We start from the raw sequence: 16,233 nt of genomic DNA, 5'->3' as shown, positions 1-16,233 counted from the left end.
ACTGATTTACTCAGATGACCGGTTAGCGGCTTTGAGCGGACGTTCAACCCAGAAAACTCGGGCTTTCGACCAGGAACGACCGCTCTCACCAAAAGCGGTCGCTCTCCCAAATCTTGGCTACGACTAGCTTACGGAAAAAGATGCCGTAGAACTGGGGTTCAAAGTGACTTGTCGGGCAGCAATATGTACTCTGTTCTAAGTATCGTCGCCATTCGAGACGGGCGCAACATATGTGGGAGCAAAGCAAAAAGGAATCTCGACAATCCAATCTGATCGTACGGATCGTGGCAAAAGCGGCTCTATCTGTACGAAGCAAACTGCTGGTCGCGCTTTTGGGGATCACCTTGTTGCTTTTGGGCTTGGCGCTGTTTGCGATGGCGGCCTTACAGGAGTCGAACAAACGTGTCGACGCCATGATCCACGATCAGGAGAGAATTGCATATTTCAACGAAATTCATTTGGCTTTGAGCGAGCTGAACCTGATGAACTTGTCTTTGATCATCGATCAGACGCCCGGAGGCGGTTCAGACGAAATTTTTACATTTTCGTCCGGTGCATTCACTGGTCAGATCGAGAACCTGCAACATCACATCGCGCAAGGGATACGACGTTTCGTGCAAGCGGGTAGCAAAGAAGCCCGAACCATTGATGTAATCCGCACAGAATTGAGCGACATAAAAACAAAGGCAGTCGCCATGCTGCGGTTTCGAAAAGACGGGTACATGCAGAACGTCGTCGAATTGGGACTGGACCAGATCTTTCGCCGCATTCGTTCATTGCAGGACGATGCGTATACTCTCGTGCAGTCCGCTGAAAAAGAAATGAGCAACCGCGCAATCAGGAACACTGAAGTTTATCAGTCGACTCGCAAAATGGTCGTAATTGCGGCAGCAATTGCGATGGGATCAGCTCTCTTTCTTGGCTACGCGATCTCGTCGTCGCTGATCTGGCCAATGCGCCGAATTGGCCAAACACTTAGCGTTGTCGCCAAAGGAGATTTCTCGGCGCGAGTTAATGTGCCCAATCGCGACGAGCTTGGTAAATTGGCAAACGACGTGAATGCTACAAGTGAGCGTCTGGGTAATCTTTATGAGACGGTAGAGGCCCAGCGAGCGGAACTGGAAGCTGAATACATCCGGTCGGAAAAGTTGCTGTACAACCTACTACCAGAAGACATTGCGGCAAGACTAAAGGTCGACCCGAACCAGACCATCGCAGACAAATTGCCAAATGTGGCGATACTTTTCGCAGACGTCGTCGATTTCACACCCCGGGCATCGAATCTGCCACCGGAAGAGGTGGTCGGGTTTCTGAACACGATTTTCCGTGTATTTGACGAGTTGGCAGACAAGCACGGTTTGGAAAAGATCAAGACGATCGGTGACGCCTACATGGTCGCGGCGGGTATGCCTTCACCAGTGGGTGACCCTGTGCGTCGTATTGCCGATATGGCTCTTGACGTGCAACGGGTGGTCGCAGACATGTCAACTGATTTCCCAGATGGGCTCCAAGTCAGAATCGGGCTTCACGCGGGTCCTGCTGTCGCCGGTGTTATTGGTAACCAAAAGTTATTCTACGATGTTTGGGGGGAAACGGTAAATACCGCCAGCCGGATGGAAAGCCACGGTGAACCGGGGAAAATTCAAGTGACCGGTGCTGTAAGGGAGAAGTTACAGGCCGACTACGAATTTGAACCTCGAGCCGTGGTAGAAGTAAAAGGAATTGGTGCCGTGGAGACATGGTTCCTTACCGGCGCCAAAGCCAAAATCTGACCTCTATATAATGACTATTTTGGGCTCGGTGCAGTCATTCACTCACTCGCGGGGGCATGTCAGATTAACTTTGCTTGAGCGGGGCAGGGTGGTTGGGTGGATTTTGCCCACGACCAGACCTGCCTCTTTCAAGTATTTCGAAACCAGTCCTGAGATCACCCGCTTGGCGGTCATTCTGTATATTCGGTTTCCGCTCTTTCTTCGGAATGTGGAAGACCTGCTGCATGAGCGAGGCATCGATGTCAGCCATGAAACCGTCCGCTACTGGTGGATCAGGTTTGGCCCGATGTTTGCCTCTGAGATCCGAAGGAAACGGGTTCAGCAACTCCGAGCCTTTTCAAAATGGAAATGGCACGTGGACGAGTTTTTTGTGAAGGTGAATGGCCAGCGACACTATCTCTGGCGGGACGTAGATCATGAGTGCGAAGTGCTGGAAGCCGTCGTCACAAAGCGCAGAAACAAAGCTGCAGCATTGAAATTCCTCAGGAAATTGATGAAGCGACACGGAAAAGCGAAGCCGTCGTTACAGATCGCTTTGCTTGCTACAAGACTGCGCTCAGAGAATTGGGATCGCTCGAAAAACAAAAGACGGGCAGGTGGCTCAACAACCGCGTTGAGAATTCGCACCTGCCGTTCCAACGACGCGAACGTGCCATGCAACGCTTCAGGCGCATGCGAAGTTTACAGAAAATCGCCGCCGTCCATTCTTCTGTCTATAACCACTTCAACCAGGAAAGATCGATGACCAGCAGAGACACCTTCAAGCTGACGCGCACCGCAACTCTTGCCGAGTGGCGCGAACTTTGTTCCGGATAGATTCACGGTTTCTGCGGCAAACTGAGACTGGTTAGAATTCGTCTGACAGCACCTCTCAATTTACTATTTAAACAGGGCTCCAGATTGGGCGCAGCGCGGACATTCACCGAACAACGCTCTATTTGTACTTAACGAAACGGCTGCGCTTGGCTTTACGTCGCTTCCATTTGATCGTTCAGGTGCTTCCCACCGTGTCCGACGCTTTTCGCTGGTGCGGAAATTCGCCGGCAGCAATGTAGACTTCTTCTGCGGCGGTAGACGTTCGACCAAGAACCGCGTTTCGGTGGGGATGTCTTCCGAAACGCTCAATCACGCCACGCACGGTTTTATTTTGCCCGTTAGCACCATCAGCCAGGGGCGCTAGAGCCTCCGGCCAAATCGGTTCCATTTCGTCTACTAGACGGATGCACAAGTCCATCCGCTCCAAATGGTCGGGGCCTTCGCAATGGCCGATGGAGATGACGTAGAACATCCGTTCCCATGGTACCGGCAATGACTGGTAGTGCCCGTTGCCAATACCCTCCAAACATAGCCGGCAAGCCTTGATATCTTGGCCGAACGCACCGGGTGTATCCCGCCAGAGCGAGCGTGGAAACTGGTCTAGCACCAATATCAGAGCTATTCTGCCGCGAGGTGTCTCGGCCCACGCATCCAACTCTCCGCGAACCCCGGCCTGGGTCAGATCGGCAAACTCGCTGCAGATTACGTTGTCCATGCCGCCCTGCATGCGTTCGTCCCAGAAATTAAGGTGTGCTTGGGCGCTGTTCCAATGCCCGGAATCGGGGAACCATAGGTCAAGCACCTGGGTTGCACGCGGGTCTAGATCGGCCATCTTGTCCTCCAGAAGATTGCCGTCCAAGTATGCCCAAATTTTTGCATCTGAAAAGAAAACTCCGAATTTCGAGCAGGAGAACTCAGGGCGAGTGCATGTCTTCCTAAGCCAATGCCTAACCGCCCCCGCCAAATACGCTTCGGGAATTTACTGCTACAGACTGATGTAGCTAAGCATCACTACAATCAGCCGCTGAAAAAACTTGAAGTCTAATCAATTGCGCGAAGTCGCTTCAGCAACGAAGAGGTATCCCACCGACCGCCCCCGAGTTTCTGAACATCCTTGTAGAATTGATCGACAAGGGCGGTCACCGGCAAACTAGCACCGGTTTCGTTGGCTGTATCAAGGCAGATACCCAGATCCTTTCGCATCCAGTCCACGGCAAATCCGTGATCAAAATGATCGTCCAGCATGGTTTCGTACCTGTTGACCATTTGCCAGCTTCCTGCGGCCCCTTGACTGATGACTTCAACTACCGAGCGTCCATCAAGGCCTGCCTTCTCTGCAAAATGCAAAGCTTCGCTCAGGCCTTGGACCAAACCAGCAATTGCAATCTGGTTACTCATTTTGGTCAACTGACCCGCGCCACTCTCTCCAATTCGGCGGCAGATTTTCGAGTAAACTTTCATGATGGGTTCTGCGGCCGAGTACACGGATTGGTCTCCGCCACACATAATGGAAAGAACCGCGTTCTCAGCACCCGCTTGCCCACCGGATATCGGCGCGTCTAGAAAGCCCACTCCTTGTTCTTTGGCAGCGGAATATAGCTCACGAGTCACCTTCGCGGAAACAGTAGTATGGTCAACGAGCGTTGCGTTTGCTGACATGCCTGCAAAAGCGCCCTCCGGGCCAATGCAAACACTGCGAAGGTCATCGTCATTTCCCACGCATGTCATTACGAAATCTGCACTCACTGCAGCCTCTCGCGGAGTAGCGCGCATGCTGCCGCCATGTTCCGCGACCCATTCTTCAGCCTTTGTCGACGTACGGTTATAAACAGTTACATCGTGCCCTGCCGCCTGGAGATGTCCGGCCATCGGATAGCCCATTACGCCAAGGCCAATAAACGCAAGTTTTGCCATTTGAATTTCCTTTTTAAAGTAGGTCCCGCGGCTTTTTGCCGGCAAAGAAAGCGTCTAGGTTGTCTAGTGCGCGAAAGCCCATAGCGTCCCGAGTTTTTGTAGTGGCACTACCGATATGGGGCAACATGAAGATGTTCTCGTGGTCTGCAAATTTCGGGTTTCCGCCGGGTTCGGTTTTGAAGCAATCAAGTCCCGCCGCGGCCAGTTTTTCACTTTTTATGGCTTGCAACAATGCGTCTTCATCAACAAGCGCGCCTCTGGCGGTATTGACCAGTATTGCTCCGTCTCGCATTGCCGCCATTCGTTCTGCGTTTATCAAATTCGTTGTATCTGAGGTCGCCGGGCAGTGGAGTGACAGGAAATCGGCTACGGGTAAAAGACTTTCAATGCTTTCGTGATACGTTGCGCCAAGTTCCTGATAAGGTGACAGCCGGGTTCGGTTGAAATAGTGGATATCCATATCAAATCCGCGCGCCTTTTCAGCAAAGGCCCGCCCCACTCGCCCCATCCCGACGATTCCAAGACGTGCACCCGTGACCTGCTTGCCGACCATGAAGGACGGACTCCAGCTATCCCATGCACCGGTACGCATCAAGCGGTCGCCTCGGACGGCATGCCGCGCAGCCCCCAGCATAAGCAACATCGCTAGTTCAGCTGTCGCGTCCGAAAGAACATCAGGGGTGTTCGTCACCACAATACCTTTGGCAGCAAGGGCTTGCAGGTCGCAGTGATCCACACCAACAGAATGGTTGGCAACGATTTTCAGACGCGGGTCAAGCCGCGATACAACGTCTGCTGAAAAATGTTCGGAATGGCATGGCATCATCGCGTCGACCTTTGCGCTCATTGCAATGATCTCATCGGGCGTGCCGGGCGTGTCGTCGTCGTTCAGAATAACTTCGTAGTCACGGCACGCACGCTCGACTGTCGCGTCAGAGACGCGCCGCGGCAGCCACAGGACGGGTTTCTCAGTCACGAAGTCAGTCCTTTTTGATGGCATCTTCCCAGAAGTTGTAAAGCGCAAGGGCAATCACAAAGATCGCGATGCACAAGAACGGGAAGCCGCCCCAAAATCCGGCAAACCCAGTCGAGATGCTGTGAGCAAGGCCCAGAACAAAGACCATCATCAGGCCGGTGCCAATAACTCCCATGAGAATGTTTGTCATTCGTGACATGCAATTATTCTCCCTTGTTTTCTAGTGACCTCAGGCGGCGTTGGACCCATGAAGCGGTGCGCAAAAGACGGTCGTCTTCTTCAACTGCGCCAATCAGTTGAACGCCGATCGGCATGTCGTTCTGGCCAACAAGCAGAGGCAGCGTGAGGCACGGCAAACCAGCTAGCGTCCAAGTTAGACAAAATACAGAATCTCCGGTGTGCCCCTCAACAATCGGTACCGCCTCTCCTGTCGCCGCCGGCGCAAGGATTGCATCAAAGTCATTGAAGTACTCTGCGAAAAAGTTTTGAGCAGAACCCATGACCGACAGGGCATCTTTATACTGCGCCTCGCTGATTTCTGCCCCACGGCCGATCGCGGACCGCATCTCAACACTGATTTCAGGCCAATGATTCTCTGAAATTTCAGCCATATTCTGGCGAATCTCATAGTCGTAAATCGTTTTGTGAACATCAACGAGATCGGCCAATTGAGGCGACGCCGAAAAACGTTCAACCCGACCACCGAGGGCGTCAACTACGGCATTTATTCCTTCAACAGTGTCTGCATCCAAACGATCATCGAAGGGAAAATTAAGCCAAGCAATGTTCGGCTCCACTGGCACCTCTGCCTGAGCCCCTTCAAGCATGTTCGCGCGTGGTCGTGCAAAACTGACTGGGTCGTTTTGATCATAGCCGGACACGACATCCGTCAGCAACGCGATGTCTTCAAGCGAGTTAGCAAATCCCCCCACATGATCCAATGACACCGACGTCCGAAAGACCCCACTTCGCGAGATCGTTCCACGGGTCGGCTTAAAACCATAGACCCCGCAGAAAGAAGCAGGTCGTATAACCGACCCGCCAGTCTGCGTGCCAATTGCCAACGGGACGTGTCTGGCTGCGACAGCTGCGGCAGACCCACTCGAAGAACCGCCGGGACTTCGGGCTGGGTCAAAAGGATTGCAGGTGTCAGCCGGGTGCATAAAGGCGAACTCAGTGGTTTTGGTTTTACCCATGATTACCGCACCGGCTTCGCGTAGATGTTCAACTATTCTGGCATCCGAGGCCGGATGACGGCCCGCAAAAATCGGAGTGCCGCACTCCGTGGGCATGTTTCTTGTTTCAACTATATCTTTCAATCCGACGGGTACACCATGCAATGCCCCGGTGGCCCTTCCGGCCTTGCGAATACGATCCAGTTCACGCGCCTGACCAAGCGCTTCACTGGCATCTATGTAAGCCCAGGCACGAATTACTCGGTCCGTTTCTTCGATCCGTTTAAGGCAGGCCTCAACTAAAGCCTCTGAAGAAATTCGCCCAGCTTGAATAGCCTCGGCGGCTTGAACCGCCGAGAAAAGCGACAAGTCGTGCTTTGTCATGGAACCCATACCCCGAACAGGTAATCAGGAAACCAAAGCGCTATGCCTGGAAACTGATACATTAGCACCATGCACAGGATCACGATGGCCAGATAGGGCATCAGACCTTTGAATATCTCCATCAGCTGTATCTGATTTTTTAGAACGCCCTTCAGGTAGTAAGCTGACATTGCCATAGGCGGTGTCAGGAAGGAGGTCTGCAGATTAAGAGCAACCAGCATGGCGAAGAAATATGGGTTCACCCCGAATGTTTCCAACATCGGCAGGAAAATTGGCACAAAAATGATCAGGATCTCCGACCACTCAAGCGGCCAACCCAGCAAGAAGATGATTAACTGAGCAAGGACAAGGAATTGCCAGGGTTGCAGGTTCATTCCAACCACCCAATGCTCGATCACGTCATGGCCGCCAAGGTACGAAAAGATGGAGGCGAAAGTCCAAGAGCCAACGAATAGCCAACACACCATTGCCGTAGCCTTGGCAGTCAGAAAGACGCTCTGTTTGACCTTGTCCCAGGACAATGACCGATAGAGCATCGCCAGAACCAATCCTCCCAAAGCGCCCATTGCGGCCGCTTCAGCAGGCGTCGCCAGGCCGCCAAGGATTGAACCGAGAACCAACATTATCAAAACGGTCAGTGGCACGAAGGAAATTAAAAGATCCATATAGATCTGCCGCCGGGGCGGAATGTCCTCCTCCTGCGGTTTTGGTGCCAACGCCGGATTCAACCAAACGCGCACCATTACATACACGATGTAAAGCCCCGCAAGCATCAGCCCGGGAAAAACCGCCGCAGCGTACAAACGCAGCGGTGATAGTTCGGCAATAGCGGCATAAACGATCAGCATAATCGACGGTGGGATCAAAATTCCCAATGTCCCTCCGGCGCAGATAACACCGGAGGCAAAACTCCGCTGATACCCGGCGTTGGCCATTGCCGGATACGCAAGCAAGCCCATCAGAGTAACAACCGCACCAACTATTCCAGAAGCAGTAGAAAACACAGCGCAGGTTAACAGTGCTGCAATGGCCAACGATCCCGGCAAATTTCGGGCCGCCATGTAAAGCGAAAAGAACAAACGATCGACGATGTTCGCCCTTTCGACCACGTATCCCATAAACAAGAATAACGGAATGGCGACGAGCGTGTCGTTTTCCATCACCGAATAGGTATTCTGGTTCAAGAGATAGAAGATGTTATTGTTGAAGATGTCCGCGATGCTTTCAGGCGCAGCTTGGTAATACGCGTAGTAGCCAAAGCCCACACCCATCGCCAAAAGCGTAAACGCAATTGGAAAACCTAAAAGAACCAGCACAATAAAGAGGCTTAGCATCAAGATGGCGACCTGAGGATCAGTCATCGCTTTGGCCTCCTTGTTTGGTGCCCGTCGTCCGAATCCTGTCAATTGTTTCTTCCATCAACATGTCTTCGGTTTCGCGCACGTCATCCAGTCGCTCTAGCCAAACGCCATTCCTCATCGCCAACCAGCAGCGCGCCATTTCGGCAAGACCTTGCAGCATGAGAAGAAAACCAGCGACCGGGATCAGAGTTTTGAAGAAATAGATTTGAATTCTTGCAGGGCTATTCCAGCTGACTTCTTCATATCGCCAGCTATCCTTGGCTATTTCCCATCCGTACCAGAACAGGGCGAACATGCCCGGGAAGAAAAAGAGGATGTACAGAACGAAATCGACCCGCGCCTGCCAGCGGACAGTGAAAAGCCGGTAAAGTACGTCCCCTCGTACATGGGCGTCTTGGGCCAAGGCATAGGCACCGGCCATCAGAAACAGCGCGCCATACATCTGGACCATCATATCGAACGCCCAGACGGTTGGCTTGTTAAGCACGTACCGGACGAACACTTCGTAAGACACAGAAAGTGTCAGAATAAGGATGCACCATCCAAAGGCCTTGCCTACCCATTGGCTTAGCCCTTCGATCGCGTGGATTGTCTTGATCAAGGTCAGTTCCTCGCCTGTTCCGCCCGGAGTTCAGGAAACCGCGCTACAGCGCGGCTTCCCACTTCTGGTTGCCCCAAGACCTCAGCCGAAATAGTGCTTGTAGGCCAGCTTGTAGTCAGGCTGGTTCAGGTTGAGGTAATTCATTACCGTCTTCGCGTAAGCCTTTTGGCTATCGACAACTTTGGCAAAGAACGGGTCTTCGTTCGAGATACGCTCAACGACCACATCCCAAGCATTTAGCTGCGCTTGCATAACGCTATCAGGAGTACGGTAAACGTTAACGCCCTGCTCCTCTGCCAGCGTTACCAAATCTTCGGAGTAACGCTTGGTATTGTTCCAATAGAAGTTGGAGTTCTCGGCCTCGGACGCGTATTTAAGGATCGCCTGAAGCTCCGGCGCAAGTGCATTATACTTGTCCTTATTGAAGGTAACTTCAAAGAATTCCTGGCTCTGGTGGAACGAAGCAAGGTGGTAGTGTTTGGACACATCTTGCATTCCGAAGTCGCGGTCCGAAGTTGGGTTGTTGAATTCTGCCGCGTCAATAAGGCCAGACTTCATTGCAGGTTGGATTTCACCACCAGGCAATTGAACAACGGACATACCCATTTCCAGCAGAACATCTGCCGCAAGTCCAACCGTACGGTATTTCAAACCGTTCATTTGGTCGGCACTTGTGATCTCTTCTTTAAACCATCCCAATGGCTGAGCGGGCATAGGAGAGTTGAAGAAAGAAACGACATTCAACCCAAGTATTCCCATCAGCTCATCGAACAGTTCCTGTCCGCCGCCATAATTGACCCATCCCAGAACTTCCTGGCTTGACCAGCCAAAGCAAGGCCCGGTGCCAAACAGAGATGCTGTTTTGGACTTAGAGTACCAATATGCAGGAACATAATGCGCCGCATCCAGAACGCCGCGGTGGACAGCGTCCTGCATCTGACTGGTTTTGACAACCGAGTTTACCGGAAGCAGTTCAATAGTCAGCTTGCCACCTGACATCTCGTTAACCCTATTCACATAGGATTGAGCATTTTCCAAAAAGATGCCGCCGCCCCAAGCGGCTTGCATTTTGAGGTTGGTCCCCTCCTGCGCGTGAACTGCAGGTGCGGCGAGTGCGCCGGCGCCAACGACAGCTGACCCGCGCAGAAAACTTCTGCGGTTTAAAGATTTTGTCATGTATCCTCCCTTGACTGGGCCCAACCGATTTCGCATCGGCTCTGGCACCGATCCGCCCTCCAGCGGATACCCACGACGATAAGCCAGAATTCAAAATTTTCAAAATTTTTTGGAAATTCCGTCGATAAGGAAACCGAAAATCTCCTAACCAATTATAATTTAACAAAAATTATTTTTTCATTTTTCCGGCCTAGCAGACGAGCTAGAGTCTGCAGTGTACAACCTGAACATTGGTTACAGCGATTATGAACGAACAAAGCAGCACAACACGTCGAGGAAGACCTCGCCTGAAAGGAAATGAGGTAAAATCCGTAAACTCACCTGTCGTCGCGCTTGATCGTGGTATTCGAGTCCTGGTTTTTCTAGCAGACGCCAAGGCTGCCACTCCGGCTGAAATCGTCAAAGCAACGGAAATCCCGGCACCGACCGTGCACAGAATACTGAACACACTTCGGCAACGCGGCATGGTTGCGCTCGACGAAGAACAAGGTAAGTGGCGGATTGGACCCCAGTCCTACCGGATTGGCAGCACCTTTGAAGAAGGGTCAAGCCTTCTCGAAGCCGCTCCGTCAGTGATGAGGACGCTTGCCAAGGAGACCGGTGAAACTGCGAACCTGGCAGTCCAAGAAAGTGGCAAGCTGCTTTACCTAATCCAAATTGAGTCTGAAAATCCGATCAGAGCCTCGATCAAGAACGGGATGGCGGCCTATTTTCATACATCCGGAGTAGGAAAAGCCATAATGGCATTTATGGAAGAGGCCGAACTAGAAGAGCTGATGGCGCAGCTGACTTTAGTTCGTCAAACATCAAACTCTATTCACGACACCCAGCATTTGAAGGCGGAGCTGTTAAAGTCTCGTCAAAGAGGATGGGCCCTCGACGATGAAGAACGTTTCTTGGGCATGAGATGTATCGCTGCCCCGGTTTTTGACTCGCTTGAAAATGTTGTCGCTGGAGTTTCAATCTCTGGACCCATCACAAGGTTTCCCGACAGCAAACTTGAAGTACTTGCGGGGTCCGTAATCGAAGCTGCGAACAAGATTTCTGAAAGGCTCGGGAACACATCACTGAGAAGTTGAGCATGTGGGGGCCATTTTAAGCTGTGCTTCTTAGTAATTTTCGCCTTTCTGATCATGCTTCCGACTTCGGCAGCTAAGTTCGTCAGCGATGCAATGACTTGCCGGATGTCCTTGTCCGCGCATTCGGTGATAGTTCTGGGTCGTGTAAATGAACAGTAAGGGAAGAAACCGGGCAGCAAACAATGCATCTGGTACATGTCTAGCAAAGTTGTTGTTATCGCGTCTGGCAATGCTCCGGTACCCATGCAATCATTCTTGGGTGACAGGAGCGCTGCGGATGATTACTGAAATTGTGACATTTGAGATGCCAAATGGGATGGGGCGTAATCGCGTTATCGAACTTTTCGAAGAAAGTACAAAAATTTGGCGAGCCCACCAACCTTTCGATATTTCGAAACACCTGTAGTTGTTCAGAACCGGTCCCCAACCGGTTAGGGCGACGGAAACGCTGTTTTCCAAGGGCGCAAGGGCGCGCCAACTTCACTGATAGCTAAGAAACAGAGGCAAGTATGCAAAAGCGAAAGTTAGGCGTGGATGGGCCGGATATTGCTGCCATTGGATACGGTGCGATGTCGTTTTCTGACATGTACGGGCCCACAAATGAAACCGAAAGCCATGCCATACTGGATGCATGCCGCGATCTGGGTGTTACACATCTCGACACGGCGAACGTCTATGGTATGGGCAAGTCGGAAAAAGCCATTGGAACGTACCTTAAAGCCAACCCCAGTGCGCGTGCCGAGTTTGTCATCGCGACAAAAGCATCGATCACAAGGGATGACAAAGGAAACCGGTTCTTCGATAATACTTTCGAACATCTTGAGGCAGAGCTTGATAAATCGCTGCGACGACTCGGCGTGGAATGTTTGGACTTGTTTTATGCTCATCGTCGTGATCCTCGACTGTCACCAGAAGAGACCGCAGCCAACCTTGGTCGATTGGTTGAGAAAGGAAAAACTCGGGCAATTGGTCTATCAGAAGTGGCCCCTTCGACATTGCGCCGCGCAATGAAGGCGTTCCCGATCGCAGCTGTTCAATCTGAATATTCGCTTTCTACCCGATACCCCGAACTAGGATTAGTGCAGGCCTGCGCAGAACTCGGCGTATCAATGGTTGCGTTCTCTCCCGTTGGGAGGTCACTCTTGACCGACAACCCCATTCCACGGGAACGTATCAAAGACCTGCCTTTTCTCGCCGAAAATCCGCGTTTCATTGAGCCCAATCTTTCAGAAAACATGATGTTATTGGAAAAATTTAGAAGTCTCGCTTCAGAAATGGGAACGTCGGCAGCAGCGCTAGCCAATGCATGGTTGCTATCCAGAGGCACTCACGTAATTCCGATACCGGGAACACGCTCTGTCAACCATCTCAAAGAATGTCTGGCCGGCGCTGATTTGAAACTGTCAAAAGGTGATCTTCAGAAAATTGACGCTGTTCTGCCACCAGGATGGGCGCATGGTGACCGCTATTCTAGTTCACAGTGGATCGGACCAGAACGGTATTGCTGAGCCTCAAGCAGAAAAATTCGTGCACCAGTCCACTTCAAGATGGGCAGCCGACCATTCTAATGTGGAACGCTTAATTTACGATGTACCGCCGTGCTGGTGCTTCGGCCATAATGACTTACTATCCATTTATGCAACTCAGTTTGAGGAAAAATAAGCCTTGATAGATCTGTACACGTGGACTACCCCAAACGGCCGCAAAGTTTCGATCATGCTCGAAGAACTTGGCGTGGCTTATAATGCACATCCTATTGATATCTCGAAAGGCGAGCAGTTTGCCCCAGAGTTTCTGAAAATCGCGCCAAACAACCGAATTCCTGCAATCGTGGACCATGAAACAGGTATCAGTATGATGGAGACTGGTGCCATAATGCTTTATCTTGCTGAAAAGTATGAGCGTTTCCTTCCTGAAGGCGACGAGAAGTGGCCAGCTATCGAGTGGTTAATGTGGCAGATGGGTGGCGTGGGACCGATGTTTGGTCAGGTCCATCATTTCGTGAAGTATAACCGTGGCAAGTCAAGCTACGCAGAAGAGCGATACTCGACTGAAGCAAAACGTTTGTATGGTGTTTTGAATACGCGGCTCGAGGGTCGCGATTTCATAGCTGGTGCTGGGCGCGGCGAATACTCGATTGCTGATATGGCCACGTGGCCTTGGGTTTCACGCTTTGAATGGCAAGAGGTCGACCTGAACGACTACCCGAATGTGAAAGAGTGGTACCTTCGCATCGCTGGCCGTCCGGCTGTGCAGCGCGGATACCAAGTTCCAAAATACACAACTGAGGTTCCAATGCCCTAAGTTTTCGAGAAGGAAGGGACTTATTTTAACCGGCGAGTGTGCAACTGCTTGGTGGGACAATATGAGCGAATGCTTCACTTGCACCAACAACCTTACTTCATAGCATCCAAGCGCTCATCCGTTGAGCCAATTGCTAAAATGCCTTAACTCCCTGCAGAAGCTTCGTCCAGATTGCAACCTCTCAGACAGGAACACGCCGAATGATTGCCTATGTCACTGTTGGAGCCGACGATCTCGCACGGGCGGAACGTTTTTACTCAGCTTTCCTTCCGGCACTTGGGTATGTGCTAGAAGAGTATCATGGAGACTTAAGTTACGTGCTACCTATGCAGCCGGATCAGCCTCCTACTCAGCCAGAATTCTACGTAAAATCACCGTTTGATGGCGGTCCGACATCTGCTGGCAACGGGTCAATGGTGGCATTCGAGGCGCGCAGCCAGAGGCAGGTGCGTGACCTTCACGATGCCGCGCTTGCTGCAGGTGGCTCTGATGAAGGCCAGCCCGGCTTTCGCGACTTGTATGGTGCTCATTTCTATGTAGGTTACCTCCGCGACCCTCATGGCAACAAGATTGCGCTTTTCTCCAACGATCCGAATGAACCTGGTAGAGACGAGTAGTCTAACCGCCGAGGCACTCTCTAGCCTTCTTTCAGCGTTTACAAATTAATATATTCACTTTATTGATTGTATATGAGTGGGAATGCCCTTACCCGACGCGCTCTCTTGCGCCACGCCGCATGTCTGGCAACACTTGGCGTACAATCCAAGTTTGTACTCGCAGACATTCAACTCGGGTCATCAGCAATGGTTTCAACGTTATCGGACGGCTATTTATCTTTGCCGCCCGAGATGGTCTTCGGCTCAATGCCGAAAGACCAACTGAAAGAAATCTTGCGTCGCAATCAGGCGAATCTGAACACGTACGAGCCAGAGTGCAATATCGCGCTCTACCGGGACGGGAAAAACACTGTGATATTCGATGTTGGTGCCGGACCAGACTTTATGCCAACATCCGGAAAGCTTTCGGAAACTCTTGATGTCGTTGGATTGTCCCCGGATGAAGTGACACAGGTAGTTTTTACCCATGCTCATCCAGACCACATCTGGGGTGTTTTGGATGACTTCGACGATCCACTTTTTCCCAACGCTACTTATCACTTCGGCCGTAAAGAATGGGACTATTGGTGGGATCCTGCGACTGTGGACTCCATTGGTGCTGATCGCGCTTCTTTCGCTGTGGGCGCAAAACGGAGAATGGAAGCGATCGAAGATCAGGTCGAGTTTTTTGAGGATGGGCAGGAAATCCTACCTAAAATAGCCGCGCGGGCTAGTTTTGGGCATACGCCCGGGCATATGGCGTTTGAAATTCGCGATGGAAATGACGCGATGATGATCGTCGGTGATGCGCTTGGTAACCCGCATGTCGCGTTTGAACGCCCTGATTGGCACAGCGGTACGGATCAAGATCCTGACACAGCTGCGACCGCGCGGAAGTCACTATTGGATCAAGTTTCCCACGAGCAAATGAAGATAATTGGATTTCACTTACCCGACGGTGGGATTGGTCGAGTGGAAAAGACCGGTTCGGCTTATCGGTTTATTGGGGAAACCTCATGATAAGGACTTTAGTAGTTGCCAGCACCGTGGCATTCCCAGTTTACGCCAGCGAAGACATTGCCGACCAATACCCACAAAGCGTGCTTTATTCAAAACCGATCGAGTACATCCCTGGTGTTTATTCTGCCATTGGGGCGACTGCGCCACCGACCTATGAAAACTCGGGCCATAACAACAACTTAACTTTCATCGTTACCGGTGACGGCGTGGTTGTTGTAAACGGCGGGGCCGCTTATGTACTTGCGGAGGCGCTTCATAAAGAAATTCAAGCAGTCACTGATCAGCCGGTGAAACTTGTCTTCAACGAGAATGGTCAAGGGCACGCGATGCTGGGCAACGCCTATTGGTCAGAACTCAGCATTCCAATCGTCGCCCACTCGGATGCGGCTGCTGAATTCGAGGAATACGGCCCCCAGATCCTTGCAGGGATGCAAAACTACAATAAAGACAAGGCAGAAGGAACTTTTTTGGCTGGTCCAACCGAGACCTTCGAAGATGAATACGTGGTTGAGTTGGGCGACTATCGCATTGAGGCAAGGTACCTGGGGCCCGCACACAGTCCCGGAGACATTTCGATTTGGCTACCTAACCAAAGCCTTGTCATTGCGGGCGATATGGCGTTTCACGAACGAATGCTGCCGATCTTTCAGGAAACGTACACTGCTGATTGGCTGGAAACGTGGGACAATGAGTTCGAGGCTTTGAACGCCACTTATGTGATCCCCGGTCACGGTCATCCGACAAACATAGATCAGGTGAGGCGCTACACGCGCGACTACCTGATATACCTGCGCGGCAAGATTCAAGAGCATATGGAATCCGGGGGTGATTTGACAGAGGCTTACTATGTCGATCAGTCCCCCTATGCCCATTTGGATACCTTCGAGGAACTTGCAACAAAAAACGCTGGCCGTGTCTTCGAACAGATGGAATTCGAATAAATCAAGACCGCCGAAAAACAGGCTTTCGCATCATCAGTCTATGCGTTGATCGTCTCGATCCACACATGGAAACTACGAGTCAAACCATCAATGACTAGGTTAAACCGCCGGACAACCC

The 16,233-nt window shown here is 51.6% G+C and carries 15 protein-coding genes and 1 pseudogene; 8 read left to right on the top strand and 8 right to left on the bottom strand.

Going from position 1 to position 16,233, the window contains the following annotated elements; translation table 11 throughout:
- Window positions 1–230: 230 nt before the first annotated feature.
- Window positions 231–1,772: an adenylate/guanylate cyclase domain-containing protein gene (locus GOV45_RS04195; RefSeq protein WP_170474598.1), complete on the top strand. Its 1,542-nt coding sequence runs from the start codon at window positions 231–233 to the stop codon at window positions 1,770–1,772.
- Between the two features lie 103 nt (window positions 1,773–1,875).
- Window positions 1,876–2,588: pseudogene (locus GOV45_RS04190) on the top strand (IS6 family transposase).
- A gap of 175 nt (window positions 2,589–2,763) precedes the next feature.
- Here the strand turns inward: GOV45_RS04190 and GOV45_RS04185 are convergent.
- From GOV45_RS04185 to GOV45_RS04150, 8 genes are all read right to left on the bottom strand, one after another.
- The gene (locus tag GOV45_RS04185) at window positions 2,764–3,420 is read right to left on the bottom strand and encodes a DUF924 family protein (protein WP_170474597.1); all 657 of its coding nucleotides are present in this window, start codon (window positions 3,418–3,420) and stop codon (window positions 2,764–2,766) included.
- Between the two features lie 209 nt (window positions 3,421–3,629).
- Window positions 3,630–4,502 (bottom strand): NAD(P)-dependent oxidoreductase, encoded by an 873-nt coding sequence (locus GOV45_RS04180; RefSeq protein WP_170474594.1) that lies wholly within the window; start codon window positions 4,500–4,502, stop codon window positions 3,630–3,632.
- 13 nt (window positions 4,503–4,515) lie between these two features.
- Complete coding sequence (locus GOV45_RS04175) at window positions 4,516–5,478, bottom strand: 2-hydroxyacid dehydrogenase (RefSeq protein WP_367648649.1); 963 nt, start codon at window positions 5,476–5,478, stop codon at window positions 4,516–4,518.
- A gap of 4 nt (window positions 5,479–5,482) precedes the next feature.
- Window positions 5,483–5,677: a hypothetical protein gene (locus GOV45_RS04170; protein ID WP_170474589.1), complete on the bottom strand. Its 195-nt coding sequence runs from the start codon at window positions 5,675–5,677 to the stop codon at window positions 5,483–5,485.
- A 4-nt stretch (window positions 5,678–5,681) separates the two neighbouring features.
- Window positions 5,682–7,037 (bottom strand): amidase, encoded by a 1,356-nt coding sequence (locus tag GOV45_RS04165; protein ID WP_170474586.1) that lies wholly within the window; start codon window positions 7,035–7,037, stop codon window positions 5,682–5,684.
- Window positions 7,034–8,398, bottom strand: a complete 1,365-nt coding sequence (locus GOV45_RS04160; protein ID WP_170474583.1) for a TRAP transporter large permease — start codon at window positions 8,396–8,398, stop codon at window positions 7,034–7,036. Before GOV45_RS04160 ends, GOV45_RS04165 begins: the two co-directional genes overlap by 4 nt.
- Window positions 8,391–8,999: a TRAP transporter small permease subunit gene (locus GOV45_RS04155; protein WP_170474581.1), complete on the bottom strand. Its 609-nt coding sequence runs from the start codon at window positions 8,997–8,999 to the stop codon at window positions 8,391–8,393. The genes GOV45_RS04160 and GOV45_RS04155 overlap by 8 nt, the downstream gene beginning before the upstream one ends.
- 81 nt (window positions 9,000–9,080) lie before the next feature.
- Window positions 9,081–10,175 carry a TRAP transporter substrate-binding protein gene (locus GOV45_RS04150; protein WP_170474579.1) on the bottom strand — a complete coding sequence of 365 codons (1,095 nt, stop codon included), beginning with the start codon at window positions 10,173–10,175 and terminating at the stop codon, window positions 9,081–9,083.
- 245 nt (window positions 10,176–10,420) lie between these two features.
- On the opposite strand from GOV45_RS04150, the gene GOV45_RS04145 reads away from it, so the two are divergent.
- The 6 genes from GOV45_RS04145 (at window position 10,421) to GOV45_RS04120 (ending at window position 16,115) form a co-directional block, all read left to right on the top strand.
- On the top strand, window positions 10,421–11,254 hold the full coding sequence (locus tag GOV45_RS04145; protein ID WP_170474576.1) for an IclR family transcriptional regulator: 834 nt from the start codon (window positions 10,421–10,423) through the stop codon (window positions 11,252–11,254).
- Between the two features lie 509 nt (window positions 11,255–11,763).
- On the top strand, window positions 11,764–12,762 hold the full coding sequence (locus tag GOV45_RS04140) for an aldo/keto reductase (protein ID WP_170474574.1): 999 nt from the start codon (window positions 11,764–11,766) through the stop codon (window positions 12,760–12,762).
- Between the two features lie 157 nt (window positions 12,763–12,919).
- Complete coding sequence (locus GOV45_RS04135) at window positions 12,920–13,558, top strand: glutathione S-transferase family protein (RefSeq protein ID WP_170474571.1); 639 nt, start codon at window positions 12,920–12,922, stop codon at window positions 13,556–13,558.
- A gap of 200 nt (window positions 13,559–13,758) precedes the next feature.
- Entirely contained in the window at window positions 13,759–14,175 is a 417-nt protein-coding gene (locus GOV45_RS04130; protein WP_170474568.1) for a VOC family protein, read from the top strand.
- A gap of 72 nt (window positions 14,176–14,247) precedes the next feature.
- Window positions 14,248–15,174: an MBL fold metallo-hydrolase gene (locus GOV45_RS04125; RefSeq protein WP_170474565.1), complete on the top strand. Its 927-nt coding sequence runs from the start codon at window positions 14,248–14,250 to the stop codon at window positions 15,172–15,174.
- Window positions 15,171–16,115: an MBL fold metallo-hydrolase gene (locus tag GOV45_RS04120; protein ID WP_170474562.1), complete on the top strand. Its 945-nt coding sequence runs from the start codon at window positions 15,171–15,173 to the stop codon at window positions 16,113–16,115. The genes GOV45_RS04125 and GOV45_RS04120 overlap by 4 nt, the downstream gene beginning before the upstream one ends.
- Window positions 16,116–16,233: the final 118 nt, after the last annotated feature.

Origin of the sequence: Ruegeria arenilitoris, from assembly GCF_013035425.1 — a bacterium.
In the GTDB taxonomy this organism is placed as follows: Bacteria; Pseudomonadota; Alphaproteobacteria; order Rhodobacterales; family Rhodobacteraceae; genus Ruegeria; species Ruegeria arenilitoris_A.
The sequence above is the reverse complement of the archived record's forward strand: the minus strand, read 5'-3'. Positions and strand labels throughout refer to the sequence as shown.

Coding starts and splice junctions, on each gene's coding strand:
- GOV45_RS04125 (WP_170474565.1), top strand. CDS start 14,248: ATGAGTGGGAATGCCCTTACCCGACGCGCTCTCTTGCGCCACGCCGCA.
- GOV45_RS04165 (WP_170474586.1), bottom strand. CDS start 7,037: ATGACAAAGCACGACTTGTCGCTTTTCTCGGCGGTTCAAGCCGCCGAG.
- GOV45_RS04185 (WP_170474597.1), bottom strand. CDS start 3,420: ATGGCCGATCTAGACCCGCGTGCAACCCAGGTGCTTGACCTATGGTTC.
- GOV45_RS04195 (WP_170474598.1), top strand. CDS start 231: ATGTGGGAGCAAAGCAAAAAGGAATCTCGACAATCCAATCTGATCGTA.
- GOV45_RS04150 (WP_170474579.1), bottom strand. CDS start 10,175: ATGACAAAATCTTTAAACCGCAGAAGTTTTCTGCGCGGGTCAGCTGTC.
- GOV45_RS04140 (WP_170474574.1), top strand. CDS start 11,764: ATGCAAAAGCGAAAGTTAGGCGTGGATGGGCCGGATATTGCTGCCATT.
- GOV45_RS04145 (WP_170474576.1), top strand. CDS start 10,421: ATGAACGAACAAAGCAGCACAACACGTCGAGGAAGACCTCGCCTGAAA.
- GOV45_RS04120 (WP_170474562.1), top strand. CDS start 15,171: ATGATAAGGACTTTAGTAGTTGCCAGCACCGTGGCATTCCCAGTTTAC.
- GOV45_RS04130 (WP_170474568.1), top strand. CDS start 13,759: ATGATTGCCTATGTCACTGTTGGAGCCGACGATCTCGCACGGGCGGAA.
- GOV45_RS04170 (WP_170474589.1), bottom strand. CDS start 5,677: ATGTCACGAATGACAAACATTCTCATGGGAGTTATTGGCACCGGCCTG.
- GOV45_RS04180 (WP_170474594.1), bottom strand. CDS start 4,502: ATGGCAAAACTTGCGTTTATTGGCCTTGGCGTAATGGGCTATCCGATG.
- GOV45_RS04160 (WP_170474583.1), bottom strand. CDS start 8,398: ATGACTGATCCTCAGGTCGCCATCTTGATGCTAAGCCTCTTTATTGTG.